Source organism: Tenacibaculum sp. SG-28 (assembly GCF_002954385.1).
Taxonomy (GTDB): domain Bacteria; phylum Bacteroidota; class Bacteroidia; order Flavobacteriales; family Flavobacteriaceae; genus Polaribacter.
This window is the reverse complement of record NZ_MQVY01000001.1, coordinates 289995-312173: the sequence shown is the minus strand read 5'-3', so window position 1 is coordinate 312173 and position 22179 is coordinate 289995. Positions and strand designations below refer to the sequence as shown.

The following is a 22179-nucleotide window of genomic DNA, read 5'->3' as shown; positions in this document are numbered from 1 at the left end:
AACATTGTAAAAATCATTGGCAGTTAAATTTTTGGCAACAAATGTTCCATATCGTGTCGCATGTAGATAAAATGTCTTGGATATGGTTTTCGCTTTGGAAGAAATCCTAATTTTTCTAATACCCCGCCAAAAAAAGATACATGTTCTCTAGAAAGATGCTCAAAAAGTAAAAGTGGTTTTGCATCTTGAATCGTAATTCCTGTTGATACTATGGTTGTATTACCATTTTTGGCATATTCTTCCATTACCAAAGTAGCCGCATCACTTAAACGGTTTGTTGTTAACACCTCTTCTTTTAAGATGTCAAAAAAAGGCTTTACTGCCTCTTGTTCTACAATGCTGCCATCAAGTTTTCCTGCTGTATCTCTTCCATAGTAACTATGTGTAGACGGATTTGGTGTACTATCACTAATCCCAACCAGAGCAAAAGCTTTAGAATTTGCCCAATAATTATGTAAACTTTGACTAAAAAATAACGTCGGATTATTTGGAGCTATTGCATCCAAATATTCTATTGAGGGAATCTCTAAATCAGAAACTAAAACCGGATCTAGCCCTTTACAAATAATCCAATCTCCGGGTTTTGTATTGGCAACAATATTTTTAAACGCATGCCATATTTGTTCGTTAGAATCGAATCGGAATCCGGATAGGTCGTGCATTTCAGCCAAAAACATACTGATAGAAAAATGTGTGTGCGGATCAATAAATCCAGGTAAGACAGTCTTCCCTTTTAAATCGACAATAGTTGTCTCTTTTGCAAGGTTCGATCGAGACGCACTTACTACTCCAATGTCTTGAATCTTACCATCTACTACATACATAGATTGGGCATAAGGTTGTTTTTCATTTAAGGTAATGATATTTGCATTCGTATACAAAACCGGACCCGGTTTTGTAAAATCCTTTTGCACAAAATAAACCAGGACGAATACCACGATAGTTAGACTAAGAAGGAATTTTAAAATTTTACGCATAACTCCAACAAATTTAAAATCGTCTTTCCCGCATTCGCATGGGCATACTATCTATTTCTAAAAACAACTCCTCTTTGGTTAAGATCTTGTTTTGCGTTCGTTTGATGCCGCCATCTAAACCTATAAGACTTATTTTAAAGGAGGTTTCTGGACTTACTATAAAGCCCTTTGTATTGGTTATCTCCCTCCATTGCTCCGAATTTACATCCTCGTTAAAAGTAAACAAGGTATATGTATTATCATGCATTAAATAAAGAATCAGTTTTCTCTCTTGAAATGCATTTGCTAGCCCATTAAATTCCTCTAATTGTGCAATATATTTATCATTTTGTAATGAAGAAGTCTCCACGATTAATATTCGATTCTTCCATTTTTTTGCACTGATATTTTGTGCTAGCGAATTACCACTTATCAATAGGAAAAGACAAAAAGTATGTCTCCAGACAAGGAGGCTGCTACCCAAGTAAAAATACATAAGAACTCTAATTATAATTTGCGTTTACAATGTACTATTAAAACAGGGATAAAATCAAATGATTTAAAAAATTAGTTCCATAGCAAGAAATTCTGTCAAGATTAAAAACAAAACAATTGTTTTATTCTCAACAAAACAAAAGATTTATTATAAATAAAACAACAAAATAGTAATTTTTGAATGAATTTTGTAGCTTTACAGCAAACAAAACCTCAAACTAATGAATAAAATATATGTAACGCTGCTACTAAGCGTGCTAACATTACTGTCCTGCTCAAAAGAAAATAAAACCCAAAAAAAAGCATTCAATTTATCTTTAAAAGAAGAAAAATTAGATTCTACTAACATTAAAGGTCTTTTTAATACTGCCTTAACCGAAGGGAAGTCTTACGAATGGCTCCGAGATTTAACCACCAACATCGGAGGACGCCTTTCCGGCTCAAAAGAAGCAGAACAAGCTGTTATTTGGGGAGAAAAAATAATGCAAGAAGTTGGTTTAGATTCGGTTTGGTTGCAACCGGTTATGGTCCCACATTGGGTTCGTGGTGCAAAAGAAGTTGCCAACTACTCTTTTAATGGAAACCAAATTCAAGTTCCAATTTGTGCACTAGGATTCTCCGTTGCAACACCAAGAGATGGAATTAGCGCAGAAGTAATTGAGGTGAAAAGTTTAGAAGAAGCAGAAGCACTTGGTACAAAGGCCAAAGGTAAAATTGTTTTTTACAATGGGGCCTTCGACAATACCTTAATAAACACCGGAGAAGCTTATGGAGGTTGTGTCGGACAGCGATTTTCTGGCGCTGCAACAGTTGGGAAATATGGGGCTGTTGGGGTTATTGTAAGATCGATGACTAATGGAATAAACGATTACCCACACACAGGATCAATGGGATATGGTGACTTGCCGAAAGAACAATATATACCAGCTGCAGCTATAAGTTCAAGAGCTGCAGAAAATTTAAGCAAACATCTAAAGAAACAACCAAATCTAGAATTTTACTTTAAACAAAACTGCAAAACCCTTCCTGATGCACCATCTTTTAATGTAGTTGGAGAAATAAAAGGTAGTGAAAACCCAGATAAAATAATGGTAGTTGGCGGACATTTAGACTCTTGGGACCTCGGCGATGGTGCGCATGACGACGGTACTGGCGTGGTGCAATCATTGGAGGTGGCATATTTATTTAAGAAAAATAACATCAAACCTAAAAACACAATTCGTATTGTATTCTTTATGAACGAGGAAAATGGTTTACGCGGTGCAAAAGAGTACGAGCGATTAGCAAAAGAAAATGGTGAAATTCACATCAGTGCTTTAGAATCGGATTCTGGTGGGCATACGCCAAGAGGATTCTCTATTGACGCTAATGAAAAAAACGTGAAACTTTTACAAAGTTGGAAAAAATTACTTGCACCATATGGTCTTCACGACATTTATGAAGGAAGCGGTGGCGCTGATATAAGTCCTTTAAAAGAAGACCATGTTACCTTAGTTGGATACAAACCAGATTCGCAACGTTACTTTGACTACCATCATACCGTAATTGATACTTTTGACAAAGTAAACAAAAGAGAATTAGAGCTAGGTAGTGCTTCTATGGCAAGTATCGTATACCTTATGGACAAATATCTATACACAACGGAATCTATTAAATTATAAGTACGAGATGGCATAACTTTCTAGCTTTCTCTGCTATTAACGATACCAAAAAAATGAAACACGCACCAAACATTGCAAAATATATTTTTGCAGCATTTCTGATTTTAGGAGGCATCAATCACTTCTACAAACCTGAGCTATACAGTCCTTTTATACCGAGTATTTTCCCTGAAAACATGGTTAATTATGGGAGTGGTATTTTGGAAATTATTTTGGGCCTTGGTCTACTTATAAAAAGACACCAAAAAAATGCTGCAATTGGCTGTGTGCTATTAATGTTAATTTTTCTACCAATTCATATTTGGGATGCCTTAAAAGACACCCCTGTTATTGGGTCGAAAATAGCAGCAAATATCAGAATAATAGTGCAATTTATTTTCATTGCATGGCCATATTACATATACAAAAAATCAATTATATGAAACCATTAAAAAATAACGTATTAGCAGCATTATTAGTAAGTGTATTACTAAGCTGTTCCTCAAAGCAGCAAGTAGATTTAATCGTTACTAATGCAAATGTATATACGGTAAACGAAAGTTTTGAAAAAGCGGAAAGTTTTGCTATTAGCGATGGCAAATTTTTAGATATTGGAGGTTCAAAGGACATCCTAAATAAATACGATGCAAATAATATAGTGGATGCAAAAAAACATGCTATTTATCCAGGTTTTATCGATGGTCATTGCCACTTCTACGGTTTGGGATTACAGCAGCAAAAAGTAAATTTAAGAGGAACAACAAGTTATAACGATGTACTTGAAAAATTAGTTGCATTTCAAAAAAGTAAAAACACATCCTACATCACCGGACGGGGTTGGGATCAAAATGATTGGGAAGTAAAAGAGTTCCCTACCAAAGAAAAACTAGATAAAGCTTTTCCAAAAACACCGGTAGCCATTACTCGAGTTGACGGACACGCTATGCTAGTTAATCAAGCAGCAATGGACTTAGCAGGAATAACAGTAGCATCGAAAGTTGAAGGTGGTGATTTCATTCAAAAAAACGGAAAGTTGACCGGTGTTTTAATTGATAATGCTATGGATTTTATAAAAATTCCAGAACCATCCAAATCAGAACAAATACAGGCCTTAATGGATGCACAAAAAATTTGTTTTTCTCTTGGATTAACTACGGTAGACGATGCTGGTCTTGACAAAGAAGTAATAGAGTTAATCGATAGTTTACAGAGAGAAAATCAATTAAAAATGCGTATTTACGCAATGATATCCAATAAAGAAAAGAATCTTAACTATTACCTCAACAAAGGCATCGTAAAAACCGATAGGTTACATGTTCGCTCGGTAAAGGTATATGCCGATGGGGCTTTAGGATCTAGAGGAGCCACTTTAAAAGATCCTTACTCGGATAAAAAAGGACATTTTGGAGCTTTGGTAAACTCTTACGATAACCTGCAGAAATTAGCAACTAGAATCGCAGCCTCTCCATACCAAATGAATACGCACGCAATTGGAGACTCGGCAAATTATGTGATGTTAAAAACCTATGAAAATGTATTGAAGAACTCCACGGACAGAAGATGGCGTATTGAGCATGCGCAAATTGTAGATCAAAAGGACTTTAGTATGTTTAAAAATGTATTACCATCTATTCAACCAACCCATGCAACATCGGATATGTATTGCTGAAGATCGGGTTGGTGCAGAACGAATGAAGGGAGCTTACGCGTACAAAAAGTTACTACAACAGTATGGAAAAGTAGCTTTAGGGACAGATTTTCCTGTCGAAAAAGTAAGTCCATTACATACTTTTTACGCTGCTGCCATTCGAAAAGATTTACAAGGATATCCAGAAGAAGGATTCCAGACTGGCAATGCACTTTCTAGAGAAAATACATTAAAGGGAATGACCATATGGAATGCCTACGCTAATTTCGAAGAAGAGGAAAAAGGAAGTATTGAAATTGGAAAGGTTGCTGATTTTATACTTTTAGAAAAGGATCTCATGACAATCCCTGGTGATGCAATACCAAATACCAAAGTTATCGCAACCTTTATAAATGGAGAAAAAGTGTACTAGAAAATTCTATTAGAACTTTAGGGACTATGGGTATTATGGTTCCAAAAATGACACCATAAACTTTTTAGTTTTGTGTGTCATTTTTTTGTGTGAACACATGCAGCCCACAAAAGCAAAAGGGAAAAAATATATTATAATTTTTGCATCTTTTTCGATCTTATACAGTCTACTATATGAACATTAAAATTTCTTAATATGAAAACTAAAACGGAATGTAATTGCAATTGTAAAGAATGTAAAGCAGGAAATTGCAACAAGTGTACATGTGTTGATTGTGCGTGTACAAATTGTACTTGTTAAACTATTACCAGTAATTTTTCCAAAACCATAGTTGTTCTCAATTTTTACTCTAAGACTGATGAAACAGCTATGGTTTTGTGAAATACCGCAGTATTTTTTTTGTATATTTAAAACTATGAATACACAAAATATTTGGTTGGATTATTCTTCAGAATTACGAAGCTTTATTCAAAGTAAAGTAAAAAACAGTGCCATAACAGAAGATATTCTTCAAGATACTTTTATTAAAATACACACCAAACTAGACACCCTAAAAGATCCAAAAAAGTTAAAGCCCTGGTTATTTAGCGTGGCTAGAAATACCGTGTTTACTTATTATAAAAGCAACAATTATGCAGTAGAGGCAAACCTTTTAGAAGAAGACATAGATACAGAGGAACCGATGCATACTGAAAAAGATTGCTTGGCTGGAATTATTAAAAACTTACCGAAAAAATATCGCGACCCTATATTTCTATCGGATATAAAGGGGCTTAAGCAACAGGAAGTTGCGAAAGAGCTAGGACAAACCTTATCTACGACTAAATCTCAAATTCAAAGAGGGAGAAAATTAATTGCAAAAGGGTACATGGACTGTTGTGGTTATGTGTTAAATGCAGAGGGAAAATTAATTGGAGAAACCAAAGACCGAGAAGATTGCAAGGTTTGTGCCACCAAATAAAGCAAACAATTACTATAAAAAAATTTTAGACTAATTTCACCTTCTTTTTTTCTTTAAACGCCTTGACTTATTTCTTGGACTTTTGGAACGAGGCTTAAAAGTTATCGCATCATCAAAAGTGTTTTTTGTTTTTCCTGGTTTGTTTTTACGCCAACTAACATCTTCTGGTAATAACTTGGTAAGCAAATCCGTTCTTCCGACTTTCGTTAATTTATCTTTTATCCACTTTCTATTTTCTTTCTTATACCAAAAGAAAAACTTATGCTGTTCTAACTTTTCTTGTTTTGTCTTTGGAGTATTGACCTCTTTTAAGGTATACGGATGGTAACCGCTGTAATAAATTACCGTTGCTACCGTCATTGGTGTTGGGGTAAAATCTTGAACTTGCTCTAACTGAAACCCCATATCTTTTGTTTCGGCTGCTAAATTCGCCATATCTTCTGGCTCGCATGCAGGATGACTCGAGATAAAATAAGGGATTAACTGAAGATTTAATTTCTTTTTTTTGTTAATCTTGTCAAAGCGATCTTTAAACTTATGAAAATAAGTAAAAGATGGTTTACGCATTAATTTTAAAACAGGATCAGATGTGTGTTCCGGAGCAACCTTTAATCTACCAGAAACATGTTTGGTCATTACCTCTTCTGTGTAAGCATCTAACTCTTTTGGATCGGCGTTTTTATTGAATTCGGGAACTAACATATCATGTCGAATTCCACTTCCTATAAAAGACTTTTTAACTTTTGGATGGGCGTCAACCGCCTGATATAACTCTGTTAAAGGTTTATGCGAGGTATCTAAATTACTACATATTACGGGAGAAATACAAGAAGGTGCTACACATTTATCGCATATCGATTGTACCTTTCCTTTCATTTGATACATATTCGCAGATGGACCTCCGATATCGGATAGATATCCTTTAAAGTCTTCCATTTTGGTAAGTTCATCCACTTCCTTTAAAACCGACTCTTGACTTCTACTTGCTATAAATTTTCCTTGATGTGCTGAAATAGTGCAAAAACTACATCCTCCAAAACAACCACGATGTACATTTACGGAGAATTTAATCATCTCATACGCAGGAATTGGCCCACGTTTATTGTATTTTGGATGGGGCATTCTAGTGTACGGCAAATCAAAAGAACCATCTATTTCCTTTTCCGTCATGGTTGGATAAGGCGGGTTTATCATTAGCAGTTTTTCCCCAGTTTGTTGAAAAATCCTTCGAGCATATAATTTGTTAGACTCCTGCTCTATGACTTTAAAATTACTTGCATAGGCCTTTTTATCTTTTAAACAGGTAGCATGAGAGGCTATCTCTACATCCTGCCAATTCTTATTCTTAGGTATTTTCTCTCCTTCGTTTAATAGAACGGCAGTTTGCTTAATGGTTTTTAAACTTGAAAAAGGAACCCCTTTTTGCAAAAGTTCAACAACCTCGCGAAGCGTTGTTCCCCCATTCCATAAACCAACATATCAGCCCCTGAAGTTTCCAGAATAGTTGGCATTAATTTATTGGACCAATAATCATAATGTGTAACACGCCTTAAAGAAGCTTCAATACCTCCAATAAGCACTGGAACGTCTGGAAATTTTTCTTTTAAAATTTTGGTGTAGACAGTAGTTGCATAATCGGGCCGGAATCCTTTGTCTCCATTGGGAGTGTATGCATCTTTATCCCTTCGTTTCTTACTTGCAGTGTAGTTACTTACCATGGAATCCATACATCCAGCAGTTATTCCAAAAAATAATCTTGGTCTTCCTAATTTTTCAAAATCTTGTAAATTATCATGAACGCTAGGTTGCGGAACTATGGCAACACGCAATCCATAGCTTTCTAAAATACGCCCAATAACAGCTGGACCGAAGGCTGGATGGTCTACATAGGCATCACCACTGAAAAGAATAACGTCTAATTCATCCCATCCTCGTAACTTCACCTCTTTGTTTGTGGTAGGTAACCAATCTGAAAGTCGTCTAATTCTCATACCGTGTGCAAAGGTACGACGTTTTCTATAAATACTTGAATAAGTTAATCACATTCGTTTTCTATACCTCAATTTTTCCTAGAAACGTGACGTTGATTTTTTTCAAAGTATCTATATTTACTGAAAAGCTTTAATACCATTTTGAAGCCATTGGTAATATTCGTCAACGTCTGGTGTATACGCTACAGGCGCTATCAAATTATTCTCCTCTAAATCCATTAATACATAATACGGCTGAGAGTTTGTTTTGTACTTTATGGTTTGAAATTCACTCCACTTTTGACCGATATATCGCAGCTTCTTCCCCGGACGTAACTTAGACTCTACAACTTCATCTTCCTTTAACTCTCTTCTATCGTCTACGTACAAAGAAATAAGAACAACCTCATTTTTAAGTATCGATAAAACTTTATCCTTCGCCCAAACATTTTGTTCCATCTTTCTGCAATTCACGCACGCATGTCCAGTGAAATCGAGCATAACTGGTTTGTTCACTTTTTTCGCATAGGCCAATCCCTTATCGTAATCGTGAAAGGCAACGATATTATGTGGTGGTAAAACATGTGCTCCCTCTGGTAATTTCTCAGAACTTAACGATGATGCATTACCGGCATTAGTTTGTGTGACTGTACCTAACTTTTGATATCCAACTCCATAAGGAGACTCACTGTAATGTTGTGCTGGAGGAAAAGCACTGATTAAGTTTAATGGTGCTCCCCATAAACCTGGCAGCATATATATCGTAAAGGTTAGTGAAAGTAAGCCCAAACTTAATCTACCAACAGAAATATGACTTGCAGGAGAGTCATGAGGAAGTCTAATTTTACCAAATAAATACAACGAAAGAGCGCCAAATATTGCAATCCATATTGCTAAAAACACCTCTCTTTCGAGCCAATGCAGTTGCAAAACCAAATCAGCATTCGACAAAAACTTAAATGCAAAAGCTAATTCTAAAAAGCCAAGAACAACTTTAACCGTATTTAACCAACCTCCTGACTTTGGTAAAGAGTTCATCCAACCTGGAAATGCTGCAAACAAAGTAAACGGTAAGGCTATGGCAAGCGAAAACCCAAACATACCCACAATTGGGCCAATTGTTTCGCCTCCAACTGCTGCTTCTACTAAAATAGTTCCAACGATAGGACCTGTACAAGAGAAGGAAACGATAGCTAGTGCTAGTGCCATAAAAAAGATTCCGACTAGCCCTCCTCGATCTGCCTGTGAATCTACCTTGGTTCCCCAAGAACTTGGCAGTGTAATTTCAAAAGCTCCTAAGAAAGAAATCGCAAAAATTAGGAGAAGGAAAAAGAAAATGATATTGAACCATACATTGGTCGATAATTCATTTAAAGCACTTGGTCCAAAGGCTAAGGTTACTGCAATACCAAGTATTACATAAATTAAAACAATAGCGACACCAAAAATAATTGCATTTCTAATCCCCTGTGATTTATTTTTACTTTGCTTCGTAAAAAAACTAACTGTCATTGGTATCATAGGAAAAACACACGGGGTTAAAAGTGCTGTAAACCCAAATAAAAACGCAATAAAAAAAGTTTTGAGTAAGCCTTTCTTATCGGTATTATTTTTAAGGACATCCTTTTTTTGAAGTGAGGCATCTACTAATTTTGCATTTGCAACCTCAAATTTTAAATCTATTTCCGTTGGCGGTAAACATCGTGTATCTCTACAAACCATAAACTCAACAGAAGCCATAATTGGTTGGGAAGCGTCTTTTACTATCACTTTTTGTCGAAAACTAGTTTTATTGCTAAACGATTTCACCTCCATACCAAAAGTAGCATCTTGAATCGTTTTACCTTTCTCTTCAACTACTTTCCCCTCTACTACATAATTATCGTTCTGAGTAAAGAAAAAAGAGGTAGGAATTGGGCCTCCTGGTTTTACAAATTGAGAATATATATGCCATTCGTTTTCAATTACCGCAGTAGCTACTAGAGTATATTCTGTATCGGATAGTTTCTCTACTGAGGTAGTCCATTTTACTGGATTATAAATTTGTGCATTTCCTTGGAATGAAAATTGAATAAAAAGTAGCGTAAAAAAGAAAATTACTCTAGATATAAATGGAGCGTTTGTTAAAAACTTCATAATACAGTATTGGTTAATAAATCTACTTGTAATAGAAAAGTAAATACGATGCAATATTATCAAATATGAAACAATAAATCATAGTTATTGTGTTAAAACCTATATAAATTTTAAAATTAAGCGATTAAGCATACTGCCATTTACAAAGTTAGAAAATGATAAAACAACCTTACAAAACGAAGAAAGTTTTCATCGATCATAAGCAAAAAATAAAACGTAATATAATACGTATACGCTATCAAAAATATAGGTCTTTAACATTTAATTAAGATAATTTGGGTAAGGAAAACCAAAAAAAAGTGACCCTTAATGGAAACTACAAATCATGCTAAAAAATATACTATCCTTTATTTTAACTTTCAGTTTGATATTGGCGTTTTCCTTTAGTGCAGAGGCACAGCGAAAGAAAAAAAAAGTCAAAAAAAGCAGAAGTTCAAACAACAAAAAAAGCAAAACCTACTAAAAATGCAATCAAGCCATACAGCGAGATAGTTACCGCAGCACACAAAACTGACCAAGGCTTATTTACAATACACGCAAAAAACAACAACTATCTTTTCGAAATACCCGATTCCCTTTTGCACAGAGAAATGCTAATGGTAACTCGTATAGCAAAAACTGCAAACGGCATTGGATTTGGTGGTGGCAAGCAGAATACGCAGGTATTACGCTGGGAAAAAAAACAAAATAAAATACTTTTAAGAGTAGTGTCTCATAATGTGGTTGCGGATACAATACTACCTATTCACGAGGCAGTAGTTAATTCTAATTTTGAACCAATTCTTTACGCCTTTGATGTGAAAGCATACGGGAAAGATTCTACCACAACAGTTATTGATGCTTCGCCTCTTTTTGAAACAGATGTAAAAGCTATTGGATTTCCGCAAGCTAGACGAAAACAATATAAAATATCGAAAATGGATAAAACTAGATCGTATGTCGAACGTATGAGCAGTTATCCTCAAAACATAGAAATTCGTCATGTAAAAACCTATGTTTCGGCAGCTCCCCCATCGAATAGCAGTGTTGGATCTATCTCTATGGAATTGAGTAATTCTATGATATTATTGCCTAAAGAGCCAATGAAAAGAAGGTATTTTGACGAAAGAGTAGGTTGGTTTACGAGCTCGCAAACGGATTATGGCTTGGATGCCCAAAAAAGTAAATCGGTAACTTTTTTAGATCGTTGGAGGTTAGAGGTAAAAGAGGAAGATATGGAAAAGTTCATGCGTGGTGAATTAGTAGAACCGAAAAAACCTATCGTATATTACATTGATAGAGCAACTCCCAAAAAATGGAGAAAATATATTAAGCAAGGAATTGAAGACTGGCAGGTTGGTTTTGAAGCCGCTGGATTTAAAAACGCGATACTTGCAAAAGATCCACCTACTGTTGAAGAAAATCCGGAGTGGAGTCCGGAAGACGTGCGCTATTCAGTTGTTAGATATCTTGCTTCTCCCATACCAAACGCAAACGGACCACATGTTAGTGACCCTAGATCTGGAGAAATATTAGAATCAGACATCAATTGGTACCACAATGTAATGACACTTCTTCACAACTGGTATTTTATCCAAACAGCTGCTATTAATCCGGAAGCTAGAGGCAATAAGTTTAAAGATGAAATTATGGGAAGGTTAATACGATTTGTCTCATCACATGAGGTAGGACACACCCTTGGATTACCACACAATATGGGAAGTTCTGTTGCCTACCCAGTAGATTCATTGCGATCTGCTTCGTTTACACAAAAATACGGTACTGCTCCTTCTATTATGGATTATGCACGTTTTAATTACGTAGCACAACCTGAGGATAAAAACGTTGCTTTAATGCCAAATATTGGACCGTATGATAAATATGCACTCAATTGGGGATATCGTCCTATTCTAAATAAAAGTGAAAAAGAAGAAAAAGAAATTCTAAACCGTTGGATAAAAGAAAAAGAAGGAGACCCAATGTATAGATTCGGACACCAACAAGTTCGGAATATAATTGATCCGAGTTCACAAACAGAAGACTTGGGAGATGATGCTGTAAAAGCGAGTGCTTATGGAATTCTTAACTTGAAACGAATTTTACCAAGGCTTGAAGAATGGACCACGGAAGAAGGTAAGGACTACAAAGAATTAAAAACAATGTACAACCAACTTATGGGGCAGTTTAATCGCTACATGGGTCATGTTAGTTCTAACATAGGGGGTGTATATGAATACTACAAAACCTCCGATCAGGAGGGTGCTGTATATGTTCCTGTTCCTAAAGCACATCAAAAGAAAGCGTTATCTTTTATCAATTCGGAATTGTTCGAAACACCGAAATGGCTCATTGATGAGAACATTATCAGTAAAACACAATATTCTGGTTCTGTGGAAAGGTTGCGAAATTTACAAGTGCGAACTTTGGAAAGAATCTTGAAACCTGGTCGTCTAACAAGACTCATTGAACAAGAGAGTTTATACGGTGCAGAGGCATTTACCATTCTCGAAATGATGAACGATTTACGTCAAGGAATTTGGAAAGAGTTATATACTAAAAAAAGTATTGATCCCTATCGAAGAAATCTACAAAGAGCATATATAGAACAGCTAAACTTTCTTTTAAACGAAGCCAAAAATCAGCGTGCTCCAAGAAATGAAGGTGGTTATTTAAAACAAACGGCAGTTACCATAAATCAGTCGGATATTAAACCTGTAGTTCGCGGAGAACTTATAAGTTTACAAAGCAGGTTAAAGAGAAATCTACCAAATGTTACAAACACCATCACCAAATACCATCTACAGGATATAATAAACAGAATTGAAAAAGCCTTAAATCCAATAAAATAATCTAGTACTAAAAATAAAAGCAACCTGTATCAGGTTGCTTTTATTTTTTTATCTTGCCTTGCGTATTTTGAAAGCTCCCCCCTTCAACGTACAAAAACAAACGAACATCTATTTTCCTACTTAGGTAATCAAAATTTTGAAAAATTTAAAAAACTACTAAATGAAATCTTATTTTAGAATTATTTTCATTTTGCTTTTTAGCATAACTAGTTGCTCAAAACAAAATAACAGCGCTAGTAAGGAAGGTCCAAAAAAGAATTATGTAAAAGAAAATTACACGAAAAAAGAGGTGCTAATTGAAATGCGAGATGGAACCAAGTTACACACTACCATTTACACGCCCAAAGACACCAGCAAAACATATCCGATACTCTTAAAAAGGACACCATACAGCTGCAGACCTTATGGAGAAGATAAGTATGCAACAAGAATTGCTCCAAATCCGATATTAATGGAAGAAGGAAATATATTCGTGCACCAAGATGTACGAGGACGATGGATGAGTGAAGGAGTATACGATAATATGCGTGCATATATCCCCAACAAAACAGAAAAACAAGCAGATGAAACTTCAGATACTTATGACACCATAGATTGGCTGGTTAAAAACACTCCCCACAACAATGGTAAGGTTGGAACCTGGGGTATTTCTTATCCTGGTCATTATGCAACAGTGTCTACCATTGATGCCCACCCTGCCTTAAAAGCAGCTTCACCACAGGCGTGTATAGGAGATTTCTTTTTCGATGATTTTCGCCATAATGGCGCATTTTTATTGAGTTATTTTAGAGCAATATCATTATTTGGTACCTACAAAGATCAGCCTACCGATACAGCATGGTATAAATTCCCAGATATGAAAACAAAGGATCAGTACCAATTCTTTTTAGATGCGGGACCTATTAAAAATCTAAACTCCTATTTCCAATACCAAAAGGAAATAGCCGGCAAAGAAAGAGATCCATATGCTATTGATGACTTCTTTTGGAAAGAAATAGTAGAGCACCCAAATTATGACGCTACTTGGCAGAGTAAAGGAATAATACAACACTTAAACAAGGTACCTTCTACTGTAGCAACTATGGTTGTTGGAGGATGGTTCGATGCCGAAGATCTATATGGACCTTTAGAAACATATAAAGGAATTGAGAAAAATCAACCAAACAACTACAACACCATGGTTTTTGGCCCGTGGGATCACGGAGGATGGTCTAGAAACGGTGTTACAAATGCAGTAGGAAATTACTATTTTGGGGATTCCATCTCTCTTAAATTTCAAAAAAATATCGAGACTAAATTCTTTAACCATTTTTTAAAAGGGGATGGTAGTAATCAGAGCGGATTACCAGAGGCATATGTTTACGATACAGGAAAAAAGGAATGGAAGTCATATGATACATGGCCTCCAAAAAATACAGTTAAAGAAAGTATGTTCCTTTCGAAAGACCAAGAACTAAGTGCCACTAAAAAAACAAATAGTGCCGTAAAATTTATTAGCGATGTTAAAAAACCTGTTCCTTATTCTGAAGATATCAAGACTGTTTTCACCCCGAGAAAATACATGACGGATGATCAACGTTTTGCCGCTCGAAGACCAGATGTTTTGGTTTTTGAAACAGAGGTTTTATCAGAAGATTATACCTTAGCTGGAGATATTTTAGCAAAATTAAATGTTGCTACTACAGGTACAGCAGCAGATTGGGTAGTTAAGGTAATAGATGTACACCCTGGTGATCTTGAAAACAATTATGACAAAATGCAACCGCATTTAAAATTAAGTAATTACCACATGATGGTTAGAAGTGAAGTGATGCGCGGGCGTTTCCGAAATAGCTTTGAAAACCCAGAACCATTTGTACCGAATAAAAAAACAGCAGTAAACATAAAATTACAAGATGTATTTCATACGTTCAAAAAAGGACACAAATTACAAATTCAAATACAAAGTACCTGGTTTCCTTTAATTGATTTAAATCCACAAACCTACGTTGAGAATATATACAAGGCTGACAAGGAAGATTTTAAAACGCAAACACATAGTGTATTTGCCGATTCTAATATTGAGTTTACAGTATTAAAATAACTTCGTTTAAAATATGCATTGTAAAAACTGTCATGAGTCTTTAGAAAAAGACGCCCAATTTTGTAATCATTGTGGGGCAAAAGTTATCGTTAACAGAATAACATTTCGTTTTCTAATGGGAGAATTATTCGCTGTTTTCGGTTTAGACAATGCCTATTTTACCACCTTAAAAAAAATGATCGTTGCACCTCATGAAGTATTGTATGAATATCTTCATGGGGTTCGCAAACGATATATGGCTCCCTTAACCTTTTTGGCAGTTGGAGCGGCAATTTCACTTTTGGTTTTTAATTTATTTTTTGAGCAATATCTAGAACTTCAAGATAGTTTATACGCAGAACAAAACGCTGCTCTTCGAGAAACTGCATCTAGAGATTTATCGAAACTAAAAAACATTTCCGCCACAGAACTAGCTTCGCTTCAAAAGGCGCAGCAATCGGCTAAACTTACATTGAATATTCAACGAAAAACCAATATCTTTTTTGTTAAATACTTAAACATTACCACTTTTTTACTTTTACCATTTTATGCCCTTATTAGTTTCTGGACATATCGCAAACCATACAATTTTGGGGAACATATCATTATGAATGCCTATATTTTAGGTACTACCATGTACATTAGTATATTTCTTTTTCTCGTAGCTATATATATCTACCCTAAAATGTTTATGTTCAGTATTTTTGGCATGATTCTATACTACACCTACGTTTTTAGAAAGCTATATGGAGATAGTGTTGCAAAAACTTTCACTAAAATTTTACGCTTTTTAGTAGTACTTTCTATCATTTTAATACTTACGGGTATCGTAACAGCAATCATAGGAATCGTCGCTGGAATAATAGTATATTTTACAAATCCAGAGTTGCTAAAAAGCATGGTACAATAAGTTACAGGCATACCATTTGTTGGGAATATATGATGAATTAGAGAAGTTTTAGGAATTTCGTTCGCTCAATTTCTCGCGCACCTAAACTCTCTAAATGTGCATTGTGCACCTGACAGTCTATTAATCGATAACCTCCCTTTTTTGCCAAATGAATAAAGCTACTTTGCTCATATTACTGCGCTTACTAAACATACTTTCGCCACAAAATACTCCATTTCCTAGATCTACCCCGTACAAGCCACCAACTAAATCATCTCCTTGCCAAACTTCAATAGATTTGGCATACCCATGATTGTACATTGCAAGATACGCTGTTTCCATAGAATTGGTAATCCATGTTCCTAATTGGTCTTTTCTATGGATGTATTTACAATGATAAAGAACCTCTGAAAAAGCTTTATTTTCTGTAATTTTAAAATTATTTTTACCTAAAATTTGTCGCATAGACTTCGATATTCGAATTTCATCCGGATACAAAACCATTCGCTCCAAAGGACAATACCAAATAATTGGATCTCCCTCATTAAACCAAGGGAAAATACCTTTGCTGTAGGCATCCTTAAGTCTTGCTACAGATAAATCACCGCCAAGAGCTAAAATACCTTCCTCAGAAGCTAATTCTTGGGAGGGAAAATCCGTACTATCATCTAACCAAACCATTAAAAAAGTATACTAATTGGGAATGACAAAATTATAAAAAAGTAGGTAAATCTATAAGAATACTTTATGTTAACTATGCTTTTTTATAGGAGTAAAAGTCCCAAAAGATATACTGCGCTTGCTACCACCATAACGATTAAAGTGTAGGGTAAAATTTCTTTTGCTTTAAGTTTTGTTATTCCTAATAATGGCAGTGCCCAAAAAGGCTGCAGCATATTGGTTATTTGATCTCCATAGGCTAATGCCATAATTGCTTTTGGTAAAGGAACCCCTAATTTAATAGCACTTTCCACTACGATAGGACCTTGTACAACCCACTGCCCTCCTCCACTTGGCACAAAGATATTAACCAATCCTGCACTAAAGAAAGTAAAGATCGGTAGTGTAGTAGCTGTAGAAATAGAAACAAAAAAATCTGCTATAAACGAAACCATACCTGTGTTTTTCATAACCCCCATAATACCAAAATACAATGGGAATTGTATTAAAATGCCTGATACGTCTGCAATAGATTCCGAAACAGCATTAATAAAGCTTCTAAAACTTCCATGTACAATAATTGCCAAGCCAAGCATCAAAAAGTTTATTAGATTTGGTGTAATTTTTAGTACCGCAATATCCTCAGCATATCGAAAACCAAAGGCTAGTAGTACCAAAAAACCAAATACATTCGACAACCCTTTTGAGCTATCGAGTTTTTCGGCTTGCGTGATTGCTGTATGTTCTTTTTGCATTTGATATTCTGAAAGATGTAAAGCGGTTGGGGAAGACTTTTTACCTAAAAAAACAAGGTAGTGGATACTGCAATGACAACCAATAAAAAAATAAGGACATTCCACCAAGAAAAAATAGTTTCTGCATAGGTAATAGTCTCAGGAATTTGCTGCAGAATTTCATCGGAAGAAACAGCATTCATAATACTTTTAACATGACCACTCTCATTAATTTTAATAGGAGCAGAACCCGAAATACCGCCGTGCCAAACCATAAGCCCTGTATAACCAGCAGCCCCAATTATAGGATAATTTAATGGTATACTATTTTTTTGGGCATGTTCGGCAACTTTTCTTGCCAATAAGGCTCCAAATATTAATCCTAATCCCCAATTAAAAAAGGCAACAAACATCGTAGTACAACTAACAATAGCGGCACTTGTAGCTGTTGATGTACAATATTTTGTAACCTTTAAAATCCATTGGCTAACCGGTTTACTCAATACTAATACATGCCCTAATACAAGTATCAACATCATTTGAAAAGCAAAAACCAATAATCCATTAGACCATATTCCTTGTTCCCAAAAAATTAGGATTTGCTTTGCATATGAAAAAGACGACACAGAAGCGGGTTTGGTACTAAAATAGGCCATTAAAAACGTACACAAGGTTAGAAGTACGGCAATGGTAAATGGAGAAGGTAAATATTTTCGAAAAACATCTTCAATTAGCTTGGTGATTCTCATTGGATAAATTTTGAAATGCTAAAATAAACAAATAGACTAAATCTTATTTTACCTAACTTTGCCTTATGGTTAAAGAAGTGCAATTACGAGTTGCTTTAAAGGAAGCGCATATAGAAAACATTCTAAAAAAGAAAGCCAGTAGGGCTTTAAAAGTTCCTTTTACAGAAATTACCGACATTAAAATCTTACGTAAATCTATCGACGCTCGTAAAAAAGAAATTGTATTTCATTACAATGTAGCGGTTTATATTAAAGAAAGCATACCGCAAACCTCTACTTATAAATACGACTATAAGGACGTCTCCAAAGCAAAAGAAATTCATATCGTAGGGTTCGGACCAGCTGGTATGTATGCTGCTTTGCGTTGTATTGAGCTCGGGTATAAACCAGTTGTACTCGAGAGAGGAAAAAATGTACAAGAACGAAGGAGAGATTTAAAGGCTATTAATCAGTACCATCAAGTACACGAAGATTCTAATTATTGTTTTGGAGAAGGTGGTGCAGGAACTTATTCTGATGGAAAGCTTTACACGCGAAGTTTGAAGCGTGGTGATGTTAGAAGAATATTTGAAAACTTAGTCTCTCACGGTGCAACCGATCAAATTTTAATAGATGCCCATCCTCATATCGGCACCAATAAACTCCCCAAAATAATTCAAAACATACGAGAAACAATACGCAACTATGGGGGAGAAATTCACTTTGAGGCAAGAGTAACAGATTTCGCAATAAAGAATAACGTATTACAGGCCCTTCATTTAAAAGATGGCAGAACATTTAATGTTTCCTCTGTAATACTAGCCACAGGTCACTCTGCACGAGATATTTACGAATTATTACACAAAAAAAAGATTGCAATAAAAGCAAAATCTTTTGCTATGGGGGTTCGAGTGGAGCACCCCCAACAACTTATTGATCAAATTCAATACAGCTGTACCGGGGTTAGAGATGAACTTTTACCTGCCGCAGCCTACAGCTTGGTTCATCAGGTTAACAACAGAGGGGTATATTCCTTTTGCATGTGTCCTGGAGGATTTATTGTACCTGCTGCTACTGCAAATGGTGAGGTGGTCGTTAACGGGATGTCCCCTTCAAGGAGAAACAACAAATTTGCAAACTCGGGAATCGTTGTAGAAATTAACGTCGAAAAGGATCTTCCAAAATACGAACAATTCGGAGCTTTAAAAGGATTACAATTTCAAAAAGATTTGGAAAAACTAGCATTTAATGCAGGAGGAAGAAGCCAAACCGCTCCTGCCCAAAGATTGACGGATTTTGTGGAGGGAAGATTGTCTTCTACTTTAAATGAAACTTCGTATCAGCCTGGTTTAAACTCCTCACCGATGCATTCCTTGCTTCCAAAATCTATTGGAGGAAGACTGCGAAAAGGATTTACAGCATTTGGCAAGAAAATGCATGGCTATTATACGGAGGAAGCAAATATAGTTGGGGTAGAATCACGTACCTCTTCTCCTGTAAATATCCCAAGAAAAGACAGTTTAGAGCACCCACAAATAAAAGGTCTGTTTCCTTGTGGAGAAGGCGGTGGTTACGCAGGTGGAATTGTATCTGCTGCTATGGACGGTGAGCGATGTGCAGAGGCTGCCATTGCTAATTTATAATTCCAAATATTTCTTTGATTTATCTGTAATTACCTCGTATTTTTGCAGGCTCCAAGAGATGCAGAATAAAGTAGTAGAGTACAATGGAACAAAATAAAAAACGAAATAAAAAAAACACAACTCCGAAAGCAAAACGCTTGCATAATTATTACCAGCGCACAGGGTTTTACATATTTATTTGGGAAAGCTTAAAAAAAGCATTTTGGCCAATTTTAGGAACAGTTGTTGGCTTGTATCTATTCAATAAATATGTGTACAATATCAACGATGGTTTACAGGCCATGACAGAGAACTTCTCTCGTGTTGGAGTTCTAGTTACCTTTTTTATTTCGGAGACCTTACTGGGCTTAATTCCACCGGAAATATTTATTGCGTGGTCTAAAAAAACAAGTGACCCATTACTTAACCTTTCACTTTTAGCCGTACTTTCGTATTCTGGTGGTATCCTATCGTACTTTATAGGTAGATTAACCTTAAAAATTAAATCTGTGAAAGACTATCTAGAGGTTAAGATGGCAAAACACCTAAAAAACACAAGTAAGTGGGGCGGATTTTTAATTTTAGTAGGTGCCCTGCTACCATTGCCATTTTCAATAAGTTGCATGACGGCAGGCATGATTAAATATCCTTTAAAAGGTGTTGTCACCTTTGGATTATTTAGATTTTTACGTTTTGCTTTATATGCATGGGCCATATTTAATATGGTTAATTAAATACTAAAAATATGGGAGGATTATCAAATAACGATGTATTCAAAAAATTACGAGTAGCACATAAATTAAGAGACACCGACATTATTGAAATATGTAGTTTGGTCGATTTTAAAGTTTCTAAAGCAGAATTAGGAGCCTTTTTTAGAAGTGAAGACCATCCAAAGTATAAAGAGTGTGGCGATCAAATATTAAGAAACTTTTTAAACGGTCTTATCATTCATCTTCGCGGTCCTATGCCAGGTAAGAAAGAATCAAAAAAATAGTACCCATAGTATACCAATAAAAAGAGCGATAAATCGCTCTTTTATTGGTGTGCAATTAATGCGTGTTCCTGTATTAAAATGGTAAATCATCCGGCTCGTTATCTGCCAAGTCTGGTGCAGGAGAAAATTGGTCTGCTGGTGGAATATTTTGAGAAGCAGCTTGGGCTAGGTTCTCAATTCTCCATCCTTGAACAGAATTAAAATACTTTGCCTCTCCTTGCGGGTTAATCCATTCTCTACCTCTTAAATTAATAGACACTTTAACATCTTGTCCTACTTGATAACTATTTAGTAAATCACACTTATCTTGTATAAACTCAATTAAAATCATCTGCGGGTATTGCTCATCAGTAGTTACTACCAATTCACGTTTTCTAAAACCATTAGTTCCAAAAGTTTGTGTCTCGTTAATTAATTTAATTTTTCCAATTACTTCCATTGTCGTTTTATTTTATTAAAAGTACTTTCCAAGCACTATCTACATCATTAAGTTCTAAAAACTCTTTTGCAAAAATATGTTTTTTTCTTCAGATAAGCCAACAAATTTCGAATGTTCTTTTGCAAAGTTATCAACATCATTTTCAGAAGGTAAGGCATCAACATTACCTAAAACCCCTAAATTATTCCCGGTCAAAACGGTACTATTTTTAATACTATCTGGAATTTGATCTACGCCAATACCCAGAGAAGTAAGCGGCTTTGGAATCTCAAAAAATCCATCTCTAGCACGAGTGTAATAGTTTCCTCCAGCCCTAGCCACCAAATCAATTTTATACTGATCTATACCACCTTTGGCATCTAAAATGTGTTCCTTAACATGAATTTTTACTACTTCACAAACAATTAAATTTCCGGCGCCACCCTCATTTCCGGTATATATTATATCGGTAACTTTACATTCAAACTGCACAGGAGATTCTGCTACACGAAAGGCTTAACTACATCCGAAGACAACATGGTTAGTCCTGATTTTTCAAACTCATTTACTCCCTTTGGATACATGGTACTACTCAAAGACATTTGTTGCACTATATCGTAATTAACAATATTGATAACCACTTCTTTGGTTAACTCAACATTGTCTAAGGTATGTTTGGTTGTATTTGATCGAACACTTCGAGCTGGAGAGAAAATCATAATCGGAGGGTTGGCTCCAAAAACATTAAAAAAACTAAAAGGAGATAAATTAGGGTTTCCCTCTTCATCTAAAGTACTCGCAAATGCTATGGGACGAGGTGCAACTGCACCCAACAAATATCCATGTAATTTAGCGGTTGGTATATTTTTAGGATCTATAGATAACATCGTTTATTTTTTTTGTAAAGATACTATAGTTTTAGATATTTAGTTATAGGAGAGAATAGTTTATATTTGACTTATGAGATTTTTTCAAAACACTTTTTGGTTACGTAGAATAGCCATTGTAATATCTATTATAATA

The 22179-nt window shown here is 35.4% G+C and carries 15 protein-coding genes and 4 pseudogenes; 10 read left to right on the top strand and 9 right to left on the bottom strand.

Features of this window, described 5'->3' with window-relative positions; all coding sequences use genetic code 11:
• Positions 1 to 23: 23 nt before the first annotated feature.
• Positions 24 to 881, bottom strand: a complete 858-nt coding sequence (locus tag BSU00_RS01390; RefSeq protein WP_158254375.1) for an amidohydrolase family protein — start codon at positions 879 to 881, stop codon at positions 24 to 26.
• A gap of 109 nt (positions 882 to 990) precedes the next feature.
• Complete coding sequence (locus BSU00_RS01385) at positions 991 to 1452, bottom strand: DUF4174 domain-containing protein (protein WP_105002793.1); 462 nt, start codon at positions 1450 to 1452, stop codon at positions 991 to 993.
• A 220-nt stretch (positions 1453 to 1672) separates the two neighbouring features.
• On the opposite strand from BSU00_RS01385, the gene BSU00_RS01380 reads away from it, so the two are divergent.
• The 4 genes and pseudogenes from BSU00_RS01380 (at position 1673) to BSU00_RS01365 (ending at position 6112) form a co-directional block, all read left to right on the top strand.
• Complete coding sequence (locus BSU00_RS01380; RefSeq protein WP_105002792.1) at positions 1673 to 3112, top strand: M20/M25/M40 family metallo-hydrolase; 1440 nt, start codon at positions 1673 to 1675, stop codon at positions 3110 to 3112.
• 53 nt (positions 3113 to 3165) lie between these two features.
• Complete coding sequence (locus BSU00_RS01375; RefSeq protein WP_105002791.1) at positions 3166 to 3534, top strand: hypothetical protein; 369 nt, start codon at positions 3166 to 3168, stop codon at positions 3532 to 3534.
• Positions 3531 to 5151, top strand: a pseudogene (locus BSU00_RS01370) (amidohydrolase). Before BSU00_RS01375 ends, BSU00_RS01370 begins: the two are co-directional and overlap by 4 nt.
• 415 nt (positions 5152 to 5566) lie before the next feature.
• Positions 5567 to 6112 (top strand): sigma-70 family RNA polymerase sigma factor, encoded by a 546-nt coding sequence (locus BSU00_RS01365; protein ID WP_105002790.1) that lies wholly within the window; start codon positions 5567 to 5569, stop codon positions 6110 to 6112.
• Between the two features lie 36 nt (positions 6113 to 6148).
• Here the strand turns inward: BSU00_RS01365 and BSU00_RS01360 are convergent.
• Together BSU00_RS01360 and BSU00_RS01355 are read right to left on the bottom strand one after the other, a co-directional pair.
• Positions 6149 to 8103 (bottom strand): annotated as a pseudogene (locus BSU00_RS01360) (YgiQ family radical SAM protein).
• 117 nt (positions 8104 to 8220) lie between these two features.
• Positions 8221 to 10218 carry a thioredoxin family protein gene (locus BSU00_RS01355; RefSeq protein ID WP_105002789.1) on the bottom strand — a complete coding sequence of 666 codons (1998 nt, stop codon included), beginning with the start codon at positions 10216 to 10218 and terminating at the stop codon, positions 8221 to 8223.
• Positions 10219 to 10604: 386 nt separating this feature from the next.
• On the opposite strand from BSU00_RS01355, the gene BSU00_RS01350 reads away from it, so the two are divergent.
• From BSU00_RS01350 to BSU00_RS01340, 3 genes are all read left to right on the top strand, one after another.
• On the top strand, positions 10605 to 13046 hold the full coding sequence (locus BSU00_RS01350; RefSeq protein WP_105002788.1) for a zinc-dependent metalloprotease: 2442 nt from the start codon (positions 10605 to 10607) through the stop codon (positions 13044 to 13046).
• A 160-nt stretch (positions 13047 to 13206) separates the two neighbouring features.
• Positions 13207 to 15129: a CocE/NonD family hydrolase gene (locus BSU00_RS01345; RefSeq protein ID WP_105002787.1), complete on the top strand. Its 1923-nt coding sequence runs from the start codon at positions 13207 to 13209 to the stop codon at positions 15127 to 15129.
• Positions 15130 to 15142: 13 nt separating this feature from the next.
• Positions 15143 to 16018 (top strand): DUF3667 domain-containing protein, encoded by an 876-nt coding sequence (locus BSU00_RS01340; protein ID WP_105002786.1) that lies wholly within the window; start codon positions 15143 to 15145, stop codon positions 16016 to 16018.
• 37 nt (positions 16019 to 16055) lie between these two features.
• Here BSU00_RS01340 and aat read toward each other — a convergent pair.
• The 3 genes and pseudogenes from aat to BSU00_RS13640 all read right to left on the bottom strand — a co-directional run bounded on the left by aat (position 16056) and on the right by BSU00_RS13640 (position 18140).
• Positions 16056 to 16678 (bottom strand): annotated as a pseudogene (aat, locus tag BSU00_RS01335) (leucyl/phenylalanyl-tRNA--protein transferase).
• Positions 16679 to 16761: 83 nt separating this feature from the next.
• Positions 16762 to 17517, bottom strand: a complete 756-nt coding sequence (locus BSU00_RS13645; protein ID WP_255402288.1) for a TIGR00366 family protein — start codon at positions 17515 to 17517, stop codon at positions 16762 to 16764.
• Positions 17457 to 18140 (bottom strand): TIGR00366 family protein, encoded by a 684-nt coding sequence (locus BSU00_RS13640; RefSeq protein ID WP_255402254.1) that lies wholly within the window; start codon positions 18138 to 18140, stop codon positions 17457 to 17459. The genes BSU00_RS13645 and BSU00_RS13640 overlap by 61 nt, the downstream gene beginning before the upstream one ends.
• 65 nt (positions 18141 to 18205) lie before the next feature.
• Here BSU00_RS13640 and BSU00_RS01325 point away from each other — a divergent pair, with 65 nt between their 5' ends.
• The 3 genes from BSU00_RS01325 (at position 18206) to BSU00_RS01315 (ending at position 20738) form a co-directional block, all read left to right on the top strand.
• Positions 18206 to 19762: an NAD(P)/FAD-dependent oxidoreductase gene (locus BSU00_RS01325; RefSeq protein WP_105002785.1), complete on the top strand. Its 1557-nt coding sequence runs from the start codon at positions 18206 to 18208 to the stop codon at positions 19760 to 19762.
• Positions 19763 to 19845: 83 nt separating this feature from the next.
• Positions 19846 to 20475 (top strand): YqaA family protein, encoded by a 630-nt coding sequence (locus BSU00_RS01320; protein ID WP_105002784.1) that lies wholly within the window; start codon positions 19846 to 19848, stop codon positions 20473 to 20475.
• A gap of 11 nt (positions 20476 to 20486) precedes the next feature.
• The gene (locus BSU00_RS01315) at positions 20487 to 20738 is read left to right on the top strand and encodes a DUF1456 family protein (RefSeq protein WP_105002783.1); all 252 of its coding nucleotides are present in this window, start codon (positions 20487 to 20489) and stop codon (positions 20736 to 20738) included.
• A 73-nt stretch (positions 20739 to 20811) separates the two neighbouring features.
• Here BSU00_RS01315 and BSU00_RS01310 read toward each other — a convergent pair whose 3' ends face one another.
• Positions 20812 to 21177 carry a DUF3127 domain-containing protein gene (locus tag BSU00_RS01310; protein WP_105002782.1) on the bottom strand — a complete coding sequence of 122 codons (366 nt, stop codon included), beginning with the start codon at positions 21175 to 21177 and terminating at the stop codon, positions 20812 to 20814.
• A 7-nt stretch (positions 21178 to 21184) separates the two neighbouring features.
• Positions 21185 to 22043: pseudogene (locus tag BSU00_RS01305) on the bottom strand (flavin reductase family protein).
• Positions 22044 to 22179: the final 136 nt, after the last annotated feature.